Genomic DNA, 13,562 nt, shown 5'->3' with positions numbered 1-13,562 from the left:
AATCGTTAATCAAAAATCTTAGATCTTAACTTTTTCAGCTACAACAATGTAATATCTTGGAGTGAAATATCTCAATAAAGGTCTTAATCCAAACTTTTTTACAGGATGTGTAAATTGCAAGCGGTCTGTGATTTTCCAGCCTGTTTTTTCTAAAAGCCAATCCAATTGCCAGTCTTCAAACTCATGGTAATGTCTGTCCCACATATCTGTTTTAGAACGGTATGCTGGCGAAAACCATAAACGTAACGGAATTGAAATTAGTAATTTATCACATTTTACGTTTTGTAAAATAGTGTATGGATTTAGCAAATGTTCGAAAATTTCAAATGCAGTAAAAACAGTATAATCTTCTGTTTGTAAAGCCGTTTGATCGTTGTCTAAATCTTCGCCTTTTGTGTTTTTTACAGTATAGCCATTTTCTTCCATTATTTTAGAAAACGGATTTGGAACTCCAAAATCAAAAATGGTTTCTGATGTGCTAACGTGCTTTTGTAAAAACTCTAAGGTAAGTTTGAATCTTTTATTCGGAAACGTTTTTTCGTACATAGTTAAAGCGAACGAACAATCTCTCGTTCTTGATTTTAATTAGGTCGCAAATATACTAAAAAAGTCCGCACCTTTTGGTACGGACTTTTTTTAAGTTTTCGGTTTTCGGTCTCAGTTTTCAGACGCAAAAAGCTGAATACTGCCACTGAAAACTGTGACTAGTAACGGTAAACAAAAGCGTTAATATTCATCCCCGCTCCAACTGAAGCAAAAATTAAAACATCGCCTTTGTTGATTTCTTGGTTTTCTATTTTTCCTTGTAAAATCAAATCGAATAAAGTAGGAACTGTCGCAACACTGCTATTTCCTAAGTCATGAATGCTCATTGGCATAATGTCTTTAGGAGCCGTTTTATCGTAAAGTTTGTAAAAACGCTCGATAATTGCTTCATCCATTTTTTCGTTTGCTTGGTGAATCAAGATTTTTTTCACTTCGTCAATTGCAATTCCGCTTTTATCTAAGCAACTTTTCATAGCGCACGGAACATTGTTTAAAGCAAATTCATAGATTTTACGGCCATACATTTTAATGTATTTAATGTCTGGATCTAAATCTGGATTGTACGATTTTCCGAAGAAAAGATAATTCGCTTCATCATTGGCATAAGTAGCGCTTTCGTAAGATAATAATCCAGCTTCATCAGTTGATGCTTCTAAAATTGAAACTCCAGCTCCATCAGAATAAATCATAGAATCACGATCGTGATCATCAACAACTCTTGATAAAGTTTCAGCTCCAATTACCATAACTCTTTTTGCCATTCCAGATTTGATAAAAGCATTGGCTTGAAGCACGCCTTCAATCCAGCCTGGGCATCCAAAAAGAATATCGTACGCCACACATTTAGGATTTTTAATTCCTAATTTGTTTTTAACTCTGGTTGCTAAACTTGGTAAAACATCAGTTTGATGCGTCCCTACTTTTACATCACCAAAATTATGAGCGAAAATAATGTAGTCTAAAGTTTCAGCATCGATTCCTGCATTTGCGATTGCTTTTTGTGCAGCAAAAAATGCTAAATCAGAAGAATTATATTGAGGTTCAGCATAACGACGGTTTTGAATTCCGGTAATGCCTTTAAATTTTTTAATAACGACTTCGTTCGGGTAACCAAATGGAGTTCCATCTTCATTTAAAAAAACATGTTTGTCAAAATCTGTGTTCTTAACTTCGAGGTTAGGAATGTAACTTCCAATACCAATAATTTTTATTTTCATTTTTCCCTTTAATTATCCGATAAATTTAGCGCTAATGTATAAATAATATTATGATAACTATCATAAAAAATAGTATGCATGCATATAATTATGAAAAAACGATTTTTAAGTTGATATATTGTATTTTTTCTAATGATTTTTTAATATTTCCTAGATTTCAAACGATTGAAGCTGGTTTTTTGAAATATTAAATTTGGTCAAAATTATTGTTTTAAGAAAATAATTTCACATAAATCTAACAAAAAGTTATGTTTTTATAAATCCGAATCTTCTTTATAGCCTTGATCGCGTGAGGGATAGGAGCAAGCTATCGAAGTTTAAAAAAAGTTTCAAGTTTCAGGTTTCAAGTTGCCTACATAACCTGAAACCTGAAACCTGAAACAAAAAATAAAACCCGACAAACTTTTAAAATCTGTCGGGTTTGAAATATATTTAGAAAAACTATTTTTTAGCTTTCCATGTAAGCTTCGATAGGAGCACAGCTACAAACTAAATTTCTGTCACCGTAAGCATCATCAACACGACGAACAGATGGCCAGAATTTGTTTTCAGCGATGTAATCTAATGGATAAGCCGCTTTTTCTCTTGTATAAGGGAAATCCCAAGCATCTGTAGTTAACATTGCTAATGTATGAGGTGCATTTTTCAATACATTGTTTTTATCATCAGCTGTTGCAGCTTCGATCTCTTTTCTGATTGAGATAAGTGCATCACAAAAACGATCTAATTCTGCTAAATCTTCAGATTCTGTAGGCTCGATCATTAAAGTTCCAGCAACTGGGAAAGAAACCGTTGGAGCGTGGAAACCATAATCCATTAAACGTTTTGCGATATCACCAACTTCGATTCCGTTTTCTTTAAATGCACGGCAATCTAAAATCATTTCGTGAGCAGCTCTTCCACATTCTCCTGTATAAAGAATTGGGTAGTGTCCTTCGAAACGAGATTTCATGTAGTTTGCATTCAAGATTGCGTGCTCAGTAGCGCTTTTTAATCCTTCAGCACCCATCATTGTGATGTAACCATAAGAGATTAAACATACTAAAGCAGATCCGTAAGGTGCTGATGAAATAGCTGTAATTGCTTGTTCACCACCAACTTTTAAGATTGGGTTAGTTGGTAAAAACGGTACTAATTTTTCGTTCACACAAATTGGTCCAACACCAGGTCCACCACCACCGTGAGGAATAGCGAAAGTTTTGTGTAAGTTTAAGTGACAAACGTCAGCGCCAATTGTAGCAGGATTTGTTAATCCAACTTGCGCGTTCATGTTTGCACCATCCATATATACTAATCCGCCGTTTTCGTGGATTAATTTTGTGATTTCGATAATTGAAGATTCAAAAACTCCGTGAGTAGATGGATAAGTTACCATTAAACAAGACAAGTCATCTTTGTGTTCAATCGCTTTTTCTCTTAAATCTTCTACGTCAATATTTCCTTCTGGAGTAGTTTTCGTAACAATGATTTTCATTCCCGCCATCGCTGCAGAAGCAGGATTTGTTCCGTGAGCTGATGAAGGAATCAAACATACATTACGGTGACCTTCGTTTCTTGACATGTGGTAAGCACGAATTGCCATTAAACCAGCATATTCTCCTTGCGCTCCAGAGTTTGGCTGTAAAGTTGTTCCAGCAAAACCAGTGATAACATTTAATTGCTCTTCTAATTTTTTAAGCATTGTAATGTAACCTTGCGCTTGCTCAACTGGTGCAAACGGGTGAATGCTGTTCCAGTTTGGCATTGATAAAGGCAACATTTCAGAAGCTGCGTTCAATTTCATTGTACAAGAACCTAACGAAATCATCGAGTGATTCAATGATAAATCTTTACGCTCTAATTTTTTGATGTAACGCATCAATTGGCTTTCTGAATGATGGTTGTTGAAAACATCATGTGTTAAGAAAGAAGAAGTTCTTTCTAATGAAGCTGGTAATTGACTAGCCTCAGTTAGTTCAGAAACAGAAACGGTTTCTTTTCCTAAAGCTTCAGCAAAAATTGCAACGATTTGATTGATGTCGTTAACTGAAGTTGTTTCGTTTAACGAAATAGAAATCGTATCAGCATCAACATAGAAGAAGTTTACTTCGTTTTTCTCAGCAACAGCTTTTACTTTTTGAGCGTCTGCTTTTACTAAGATTGTATCAAAGTAAGCCGAGTTAACTTGAGAAACTCCAATTTTATTTAAAGCCTCAGCAGTAGTTACCGCCGATGCATGAACTTTGTTTGCAATATATTTCAAACCTTCTGGTCCATGGTAAACCGCGTACATTCCAGCCATAACTGCTAATAAAACTTGAGCAGTACAAATGTTAGAAGTCGCTTTTTCACGTTTGATGTGTTGCTCACGAGTTCCTAAAGCCATACGTAAAGCGCGGTTCCCGTTTGCATCAACAGAAACTCCAATGATACGACCTGGCATAGAACGTTTGTACTCGTCTTTAGTTGCAAAAAATGCTGCGTGAGGACCTCCGTAGCCCATTGGCACACCAAAACGTTGTGAAGTTCCAACTACAACCGCAGCTCCCATTTCTCCCGGAGAGGTTAAAGTCGCTAATGATAAAATATCAGCTGCAAAAGCTACTTTAATTTCGTTTTCTTTTGCTTTCGCAACAAAAGCGCTATAATCGTTTACCTGACCGTATTTTCCTGGGTATTGTAAAATAGCTCCGAAGAAGTCATTTGAAAAATCAAATGTTTCGTGGTTTCCAACAACTAATTCAATTCCGATTGGAGTTGAACGCGTTTGAAGTACAGATAAAGTTTGTGGTAAAATTTCTTCAGAAACGAAGAATTTATGTGTATTGTTTTTCTTTTGATCACGAGTACGAACGTCAAACAATAAAGCCATAGCTTCAGCCGCTGCAGTTCCTTCGTCAAGTAAAGATGCGTTAGCGATTTCCATTCCAGTTAATTCGATAACTGTAGTTTGGAAATTCAAAATAGCTTCTAAACGACCTTGAGCAATTTCTGCTTGGTAAGGTGTGTAAGCGGTGTACCATCCTGGATTTTCGAAGATATTTCTCTGAATTGGAGCAGGAACGATAGTTGGGTGATAACCCAAACCAATGTATGATTTGAATACTTTGTTTTTCTTTCCTAATTCCTGAATATGATTTGCAAATTCATATTCTGTCATTGCAGGATCTAAATTTAAAGGTGCTTTTAAACGAATATCGTCCGGAAGGGTTTCGTAAACAAGTCGCTCGATTGAGTCAACTCCAATAGTTTTCAGCATGTGCTGAAGATCAGTTTCTCTTGGACCAATGTGTCTTAAAGCAAAAGCATCTGTTTTCATGTAGCTATCTAAATTTTTTTAAATTAATGTGATCGTGTATCATTTTGATCTACGAATCACATTTAAAAGTAAATGTGTTGTTTTTTTGTGGCGCAAAATTAAGTATTATTAATAATTTAATAGGTATTTTTAACTTCATTTTTTATCAAATTTCTAACTAATGATATGATTTGTTAATAAATGATTAGATTTGAGATATGAAACTTCTAAAACAAATTTTCGATTTTTATTTAAACAGCAGTATTCACGTGGCTTTATCGTGTTACGCTTTGGTCCGAATTACATTTCATGTGTTTCATATTCAGTATGATGAGCCCATGGCGTTGTTTGTTTTTTTTGGAACAATTGTAGGATATAATTTCGTAAAATATGATGCGCTGGTTCGCGTCAAGAAAAATCCGATTGGAACACAGCTGAAAATTATTGCTGTTTTGAGTTTTATTTCGGTGATTTTAGTCGGTTATTATTTCTTCCATTTAAAAAGAATTACGCAACTTGTTTCCGTCGGAATTTTTGCAATAACTGCACTTTATACTTTGCCCTTTTTTCCCAATAGAAGAAATGCCAGAAACTGGGCAGGAGTAAAAATTTATATCGTAGCACTTTGTTGGGTTGGCGCAACTTTGGTTTTACCTTTAATAAATGCCGAATTACCTTCAACGATAGATTTCTTTATCAAATGCATTCAGCGTTTTATTCTGGTTTTTGTACTGATTTTAGTTTTTGAGATTTTAGATTTAGCCAATGATGATCCGCATTTGCAAACTGTTCCGCAGACAATCGGAGTGAAGAAGACCAAACTTTTAGGATTTTTGTTATTGATTCCGTTTTGGTTTTTGGAGGTTTTTATTTCGACATTCAACATTCATGACGCGATTATAAACTTGATTATGGTTGTAATGCTGATGTTGTTTATCTTTTTCGCCAATTCAAATCGTTCCAGATATTATACGTCTTTTTGGGTAGAAAGTGTTCCGATCTTTTGGTGGTTGATGATTGCTTTTTTTCGATAAATTAAATTGTTTGCTCCGAAACTTCTTTCAGAACTTTATTTCTTCCCAAAAGAAAATTGGTTAGATGCTTTTTCAAAAACAAGAGATCAAATAACCTTCCAAATATCCCAAACGGAGTTTCATATTGCAATTTGTCTTTCATGATTGTAATTCCATTTTTTTCTTCAAAAAAATGTTCATGTTTGAAAGATTTGAATTTGCCTTTTTCCATTTCGTCCACAAAATAATCATAAAGATTCATTGCGGTAATTCGACTTTTGTGAGTCAGATAAAAACCAAAATGTTTGCCGCGCCAAGTTACGGTTTCGTTTAAATTAATTAAACCAGAAGTTATTCCCGCGATTGCTTTTTCTTTTGATGGACTTGCAGATTGTTGATGAATATCGATGTTTCTTGAGGCATCGAAAACTGTTTTTATTGGAGCGTTTATTTTGGTGTTTAGGTATATTGTTGTCATGATTCAGATTATTTTAAGTCCCAGAGGGACGACATATTTATAGCAATAAAATGATTAGGTATCATTGTAGCCCCAGCGGGGTGATATATTTATTATTTTTAATTAAAAATATTTCACTCCTCTGGAGCTCAACGAAAGAACCTATGTTATATTCTATAAATATTTTGCCCCTACGGAGCCACAAAAAAGAACGACTAATTTCTATTAGATTTTTATCGAAGCAACTCTTCAAAAGCTTCATCCATATTCCCAAACCTAAATTGAAAGCCATTTTCCAAAAGTCTTTTTGGAATAACATTTCTACTTTTCAAAACCAATTCCGTTTCAGTTCGAATGAAAAAAGAACCAATTTCTAGAAGAAAAGTATTCAACGAAATTCCGAATGGAAAACCAACAGCTTTTCTAAGTTTTTGCATGAAATCTTTGTTTCGAATAGGTTCAGGAGAAACGACATTAATAACACCCATCATTTCTTTTTCAATAATAAAGTCAACAGCATTAGCAAAATCTTCTTCGTGAATCCAACTTACAAACTGATTGCCGTTTCCTTGTTTTCCTCCAAAACCAATTTTTGCTAAAGTCTTTAACGGAATTAAAGCACCGCCATTTTTACCTAAAACGATAGAAGTTCGTAAAGCGGTTTTTAAAGTTTTTGACGTTTCGGTTTTAAAGAATGCTTTTTCCCAAGACAAAGCGACATTTATAGAAAAGTCATTTCCAATTTCTCCATCGATTTCATCCATTTGTTTGTCTAAAGAAAAACGATAAATAGTTGCCGTAGATGAATTCAGCCAATGTTTCGGCGGATTTTGGCAATTTAAAACTGCTTTATTCAAGACTTTGGTACTGTCAATTCTAGACCATAAAATCTTCTTTTTGTTTTCTTTCGTGTAACGACAATCAACAGATTTTCCAGCAAGGTTTATTAAAACTGTCGCGTTTTCTAATTCCTTTTCCCAACCAGAAAATGTTTTGGCATTCCAGTTTACGTATTTAATTCCGTCAACTATTTGAGATTTTCCTCGAGTTAGAATCACGATTTCATCAAATTTATTTTTGAAATGATTTACTAAAACCTGTCCTAAAAATCCAGTTCCGGCTGCTATAATAAGTTTAGTCATGTTGTGAGGTTTTTTTGGGCCACGACCCGAGCGATAGCGAACAGGCGAAGCAATTACACGAATTAGCACTAATTTTTTGAAAATTAATTCGTGAAAATTGGTGCAATTCGTGGCAAACTTTTTAATTAATTTAAAATTAGAAACAGAGCAATAATTCTATAAAGAACCCAAGTGAAAGATAAATAAAAAGGAAGTTTTAAAAGTTTCACTCTTCTAAAATGTTCCAAAAACATAATCAAAACCGTAACTCCAAACCAGCCCAAAACTATCATTTGCGGAAGCAGAACAAACTGACTTAAGATTAAAATTGGCATTAGAATTAAACTTCCCATCAAAGAAACCGTCATTACATTTCCTGCATAATTAAGTATAGTTTGTTTGTTCAATTTGAAAAGAAATAAAGCTTGAAAAACAATTTGTCCAAAAGCTAAAATTAGTTCTCGTGTGATGGTACTTTTAGGAAAATTCAAAATCAAATTAGAATATCCGAATAAAACGAAAGTTGTTATAGCCAAAGCAAACCCAATAAACAGAAGGCGATATTTATAATTGAAATCGGGAATGCATTGCAATTTGTTTTCTTCTTTTATATTTCCCGGAATAATTACTTTTCGATTATAAGAAACAAAAGAATAAAGCTTTTTCAGAATGAAATGAATAGGCTTTGCATTTGCTATTTTTTCAATTAAAGGAAAAGAAAAACCAACCACTTTGATTAAACTATCAATTCCATAAGTTACGGTTTTGGTTTTATTGTCGACCAAAGCAATTTCGTTTGGAGCGCGTTTTAAATCCACAAAATTTTGCTCTTCTTCAGATAACTGGCAATAAGATTTTCTTCCGTTTTGATCTAACATACCGCTTTTTACAAATCCAGTAGTATATAAACTGCAAAGCGGACAATCTTCATCATAAAGCAAAGTTTGGTTTTCGAGCGTTTTCATAATTTTAGGTTTTAAGGTTGATGTTTTCAACACATAGAAACATAGCTTTTAGAAGGTAGAAAAAAGGCGTTTCACTAATTTTAATTCACATAGTTTATCTATGTGTGGAAACTAGTTTCTTTTGTGCTCTTTTTGAGATAAAAATCTATGTTTCTATGTGTTAAATATTATTTAAATTCAATCTAATGAGTTAAGCGTATAATTCTTCTTCAACTGGAATTTGTTGAAGTTTTCTTTTATTTTTCACTGTAATTTTTGATCCTTTTGCTAAGAATACAGAAGCTGGTTTTTGAGTTTGAAGAAATTCAAAATCGCTACCGTAAGTTTTTCTGAAATCAATATCAATTCGATGATTTAAAACTTCAAATTGTTCCCATCTCGGATGTGTAACTTCATATTCAAAAGTTGTTTTTTTGTTGATTTTGGTATATCCAAAATAATGTTCGGTAATAAATTCAGCTTCTGAACCAACTTCGATTTCGCTTAAATCTTTTTTAGTTTCGATTTCAATTGTATTCCATTTTTTGTCATTTTTCCATTGATAAATAAATGTATTAGTGTTTTTATTCTCAATGATTTCATGTTTCATTTTTTGAGTTTCATAATGTTCTTGATACAAAGTATTGGCAATAAAAGTGATTGCTTTTTTCGGAACAATTTCTTTAATGAAAACAACGCCACGTTTCCATTCTCCGTTTTCAAAACGTTTGACATAAAATCTCAAATTCACTTCTTCAAAATTGATATGAAACGGAACTTTCAATCCTAAAACTTTCGTGTTTTCAAACATAAATCCAACCAAGCTTACATAACATTTGTCATTCCAAATATCAATTTCAGTTCCAGTGGGAACATATTTTTTTAAAACCTCAGGGTCAATTTCATAATTGAATAAGACTAAATTTTTCCATTCTGCTTCTAGAAATGAATCTGAATTAAGGTTTGCAGTAACGAAATAAAAATATGTTGCAATTGACATTGGAAATAGAAAAAGAAAAATGAAATTTCCTAAATCATTTCCAAATTTTAAATTGAATACAATAAATACAAACGCTGCTAATACTAAAATCCAATAGTTGCTAACTTTATTTAAATCGGATTGATTAAGCTTTTCTCTTTTTATAAATAAAATAATCCCGATTAAAATTTGCACAATTCCCAATGCTATTTGAAATAACATTCCAGGATATACGAATAAAAGATAAAGCCCGAGAGTGGTAAAATAAAAGACTTTATTGATTTTGTGAAGTATTGTAAATAATGTCATTGTATTTTTTCGTATTTAATATTCTAAAAAAATAAATTGCCGTAATATTTGGAATTAGTGATACAAAAGGATTTGTAAAAAATCATTCCACATTAAAAACAAATAGCAAAGCAAAAGGGTTTATTTGTTTTAGTATTATCATAGTTATTGATTGTTTTAAACTTTCAGAAAATATTGAAAGTTTTAATTAAAATTTTTTATTTCATCATTTTTAAAAACAACTTTCCAAGCCAGTTATCATTAAATTCAGTCATTTTATCTAACATATTATCAGCTTTTAAAACGAAATCGTACAACTTAGAAGTTTGATCTACAAAGTGTTTTTCTTCTGCAGATTCAGTAGCTTCAATTGTAGAAACTTCTTTTAAGATTTTAAGAGCAGGTTTGATTTCTCTTTTACTTCTTTCTCTCGAAATTTTAACAGCCAACTCGTCCAAATCTTTTTCTGCTGTAAAGAATTCTTTTCTTTCGCCAGCTTTAAATTCTTTGTAAACAATTCCCCAATCCATTAAAGCTCTTAGGTTCATACTTGCATTTCCGCGAGAGATTTGCAATTCTTCCATAATGTCTTCCATAGAAACAGCTTCGTTAGAAACCATTAATAAAGCATGAATCTGTGCCATCGTTTTATTAATGCCCCATTGAGAACCTAATGCTCCCCATGTTTGAACGAATTTATTTTTTGCTTCTTTGAATTCCATGGATCAAATGTAAACAAAAGTTTTTAAACTTTCAAAAATAATTGAAAGATAATTTAAAAAGAAGAATATTCTTTAAATCAGGTATTTGTACTCATTTCTTTTTCTTACAATATCCTTTACTTTGTTCCTGTAAGAAAAAGCCTCAATTCTCATTCCCCATTTAAGCCTACTATTCGAATCTGCACTTTAGATTTGAGAAAATGAACCTATAGCACTTATCTGAAATGAATTCTGAGATATTTTTTTGCAAAAAACGTGGAGCAGAACCCACTAAAAAAAACGAGGCGGACCCGAAAAGCCTTATGAGTAGGAAACCAAAAACAACAAGTTATGTCAGAATTATTAGCAGGTGCTTATTTAGCAAAAGGCACAATCGGAAATGTAGGAACACCAGGCGCTCCAATCGCAGCATTTAGTTTAGTTGTTGTTCCATCGCAACATTCAGTTTCAGGAACAGTAGTAATTACACAAGCTGTTCAAGGAGCAGATAGCCACATTGTGGTTCAAGTAAAAGGAAAAATATTTTCTACTGGACTTGGTCAATTTACACAGGTAGTGAGTTTACAAGGACAATATGTTCAATCTGTTGCGCCTCCAGGAATTGGTTCTTTCTTAGCAGAATTTAATGCTAATTTAGCAATTAACAATGCTTGGGATGGTCAAGGTGGTTTCTCATATTGGAATCACGCTGTTGAAAATGTACCAGTAGCAGCTGCAAAAGAATTAAAGTCTGAGTTGGTATAAAAGGAATAACTCAGATTAATTAAATTTTCTGAGTTGACTATAATTTTGAGTTAAAAGGCCGTCATAACAGACGGCCTTTTACATTTAAAGATGTCTTTAAACTAATTATAAAGTTATGTTAATTCAACCCACGAAATTTTGATTAAATAATGATACGGCTATTTTTGTAAAAATCACTTTTTATGGAATTATACTACACTTTTTCGGTACTTATTGTACTGGCTTCTTTCTTCGCCTATTTGAATTTAAGATTTTTAAAACTTCCGGGAACTATCGGAATCATGATTATTGCTATGCTGGTTTCAGTAGGAATTCGCCTTTTGGGAGATTCTTATTTTCCTGCAACCACCAAACATTTTTTTGATTTAATTAAACAATTTGATTTCAACGAAATCTTGATGGGAGCCATGTTGAACTTCTTGTTGTTTGCGGGTGCATTGCACGTGAATATCTCAGATCTTAAAGAACAAAAGGTTCCAATTATGATTTATTCTACCATAAGTGTCGTATTATCAGCCTTAATTATTTCAATGCTTCTTTTTTATATAGCACCACTTTTAGGAATAAAAATACCTTATATATTCTGTTTAGTTTTTGGAACTTTAATTTCTCCAACCGATCCGATTGTGGTTTTGGGGGTTTTGAAAGAAGCGAAAGTCCCAAAAAGAATAGAAACTAAAATTGTTGGTGAATCTTTGTTTAACGATGGAGTAGCGGTAGTAATGTTTGCTGTTGTTCTAAAAATGGCTACAGATCCAACATTTGACGCAACTTTTAGCTCAATTACTTGGTTGTTTATAAAAGAAGGAATCGGCGGACTTTTATTAGGGGCGGTTTTCGGATTTACAGCTTCAAGAGTCATGAAAAAAGTCGACGATTATAAAGTTTCGGTTTTAATCACACTTTCTATTGTAACAGGAGGGTTCTTAGTTGCTCAGGCGCTACATGTTTCTAGTCCGTTAGCGATGGTTGTTGCAGGATTGATTATTGGGAATTATGGTAAAAAAGTTGCCATGAGCGAAGTTACTAAAGATTACCTAGGGAAGTTTTGGGAACTTATTGACGAAATCTTAAATGCTGTTTTATTCTTATTCATTGGTTTCGAATTGTTATTGCTTCCAGATTTGAATAAACAATTACTGACAGGTTTTGTAGCTATTTTTATTGTACTGTTTTCAAGATTGACTTCTATCGTTTTACCGTGGAAATTCTTTGATATCTTTAAATTTTTCGGAATTAAATCGGCTTATAACAAAGGTTCTTTGATGGTTTTAGTTTGGGGAGGAATCCGAGGCGGAGTTTCTATTGCGCTTGTACTTTCTATGCCTGAAGGAGAATATAAAAACTTACTTTTAGAGGTAACTTATATTGTGGTTTTATTCTCAATTGTTGTGCAAGGATTGACTGTTGGAAAATTGGCAAAACGTGTTCTAGAAAAAGAGTAAAGAATATAGAGAAAAGAGCAAAGAAGAAAGATTTTTATTCTTTGCCTTTAGATATTAAACTGAAAACCCTGCAAGTTGCAGGGTTTTGTTTTTATCGCTTATCGTCTTTCGAATAATTTGATTCTCCATTAATATTAATTTCTCCTCCTAAAAATTTAGGCTCTCGATTTCTTAAAACATCAAAAAATGATTTACAAATCGAAAGAGATTCTCTAAAACGAACATAATTATAGCCTAAATATTCTCCTTGATTCGCAGAATAACCAGCAGATTTTATTCCCAATTTGTTTCCGATGTAAATCGCGCGGTTCAAATGATATTCTTGTGAAATTAAAGTGGCTTTTTTTATTTTGAAAATATGTTTTGCGCGATACATTGTTGAATAAGTATCAAAGCCAGCATAATCAATAAAAATCTTTGTAGTATCAACCCCGTGAGAATAGCAGTAATTTTTCATAACCGTCAATTCATCATATTCGTCGCGGCCATTATCTCCCGAAAGCAGAATTTTATTGATGCGTTTTGCTTTCCATAGCATAATTCCTGCATCAAGTCGATCTTTTAAATATTTGCTCGGCTGATTTCCGTTAATTCCAGCTCCAAAAATAATTCCGACATCATTCTTCGGAAATTTTTTAATAGAATAATGAATGTATTTTTTGGTTGAATTTTTAACGTAATAGTTTACAGAAACAATCGCAACCAATCCGATAATCGCAAGGTAAAGGGCTATTTTAAAATATTTTTTCAAAATGTATTTTTGTAAGATTAAGATTCAAAAAATGCTAAGATAGCTAGACAAAATCAAA

The 13,562-nt window shown here is 32.9% G+C and carries 12 protein-coding genes; 3 read left to right on the top strand and 9 right to left on the bottom strand.

The features are described from left to right. Window positions 1–18 precede the first annotated feature (18 nt). From ACE01P_RS21605 to gcvP, 3 genes are all read right to left on the bottom strand, one after another. Entirely contained in the window at window positions 19–546 is a 528-nt protein-coding gene (locus ACE01P_RS21605) for a methyltransferase (protein WP_379701119.1), read from the bottom strand. Between the two features lie 158 nt (window positions 547–704). Beyond that, window positions 705–1,763, bottom strand: a complete 1,059-nt coding sequence (locus ACE01P_RS21600; RefSeq protein ID WP_379701118.1) for a 3-oxoacyl-ACP synthase III family protein — start codon at window positions 1,761–1,763, stop codon at window positions 705–707. A gap of 448 nt (window positions 1,764–2,211) precedes the next feature. Beyond that, complete coding sequence (gcvP, locus tag ACE01P_RS21595) at window positions 2,212–5,061, bottom strand: aminomethyl-transferring glycine dehydrogenase (RefSeq protein WP_379701117.1); 2,850 nt, start codon at window positions 5,059–5,061, stop codon at window positions 2,212–2,214. A 197-nt stretch (window positions 5,062–5,258) separates the two neighbouring features. On the opposite strand from gcvP, the gene ACE01P_RS21590 reads away from it, so the two are divergent. Beyond that, window positions 5,259–6,074 (top strand): hypothetical protein, encoded by an 816-nt coding sequence (locus tag ACE01P_RS21590; protein WP_379701116.1) that lies wholly within the window; start codon window positions 5,259–5,261, stop codon window positions 6,072–6,074. Window position 6,075: 1 nt separating this feature from the next. On the opposite strand, the gene ACE01P_RS21585 is transcribed toward ACE01P_RS21590, so the two are convergent. From ACE01P_RS21585 to ACE01P_RS21565, 5 genes are all read right to left on the bottom strand, one after another. Beyond that, the gene (locus ACE01P_RS21585; protein ID WP_379701115.1) at window positions 6,076–6,531 is read right to left on the bottom strand and encodes a cell division protein; all 456 of its coding nucleotides are present in this window, start codon (window positions 6,529–6,531) and stop codon (window positions 6,076–6,078) included. A gap of 212 nt (window positions 6,532–6,743) precedes the next feature. Next, window positions 6,744–7,652 (bottom strand): TIGR01777 family oxidoreductase, encoded by a 909-nt coding sequence (locus ACE01P_RS21580; protein ID WP_379701114.1) that lies wholly within the window; start codon window positions 7,650–7,652, stop codon window positions 6,744–6,746. A gap of 125 nt (window positions 7,653–7,777) precedes the next feature. Further along, window positions 7,778–8,596 (bottom strand): hypothetical protein, encoded by an 819-nt coding sequence (locus ACE01P_RS21575; RefSeq protein ID WP_379701113.1) that lies wholly within the window; start codon window positions 8,594–8,596, stop codon window positions 7,778–7,780. A 190-nt stretch (window positions 8,597–8,786) separates the two neighbouring features. Beyond that, on the bottom strand, window positions 8,787–9,863 hold the full coding sequence (locus tag ACE01P_RS21570; protein ID WP_379701112.1) for a YqjF family protein: 1,077 nt from the start codon (window positions 9,861–9,863) through the stop codon (window positions 8,787–8,789). A gap of 197 nt (window positions 9,864–10,060) precedes the next feature. Further along, a complete protein-coding gene (locus ACE01P_RS21565) occupies window positions 10,061–10,564 on the bottom strand; it encodes a GbsR/MarR family transcriptional regulator (protein WP_379701111.1) in 504 nt (167 codons plus the stop codon). A 330-nt stretch (window positions 10,565–10,894) separates the two neighbouring features. Here ACE01P_RS21565 and ACE01P_RS21560 point away from each other — a divergent pair, with 330 nt between their 5' ends. Together ACE01P_RS21560 and ACE01P_RS21555 are read left to right on the top strand one after the other, a co-directional pair. Further along, window positions 10,895–11,308: a DUF1842 domain-containing protein gene (locus ACE01P_RS21560; RefSeq protein WP_379701110.1), complete on the top strand. Its 414-nt coding sequence runs from the start codon at window positions 10,895–10,897 to the stop codon at window positions 11,306–11,308. Between the two features lie 182 nt (window positions 11,309–11,490). After that, window positions 11,491–12,753, top strand: a complete 1,263-nt coding sequence (locus tag ACE01P_RS21555; RefSeq protein WP_379701109.1) for a cation:proton antiporter — start codon at window positions 11,491–11,493, stop codon at window positions 12,751–12,753. Between the two features lie 91 nt (window positions 12,754–12,844). On the opposite strand, the gene ACE01P_RS21550 is transcribed toward ACE01P_RS21555, so the two are convergent. Continuing rightward, the gene (locus tag ACE01P_RS21550) at window positions 12,845–13,504 is read right to left on the bottom strand and encodes a vancomycin high temperature exclusion protein (RefSeq protein ID WP_379701108.1); all 660 of its coding nucleotides are present in this window, start codon (window positions 13,502–13,504) and stop codon (window positions 12,845–12,847) included. Between the last annotated feature and the right edge of the window lie 58 nt (window positions 13,505–13,562).

The organism is Flavobacterium sp. HJSW_4, assembly GCF_042436695.1.
In the GTDB taxonomy this organism is placed as follows: domain Bacteria; phylum Bacteroidota; class Bacteroidia; order Flavobacteriales; family Flavobacteriaceae; genus Flavobacterium.
This window is presented reverse-complemented; position numbering and strand designations above follow the sequence as displayed.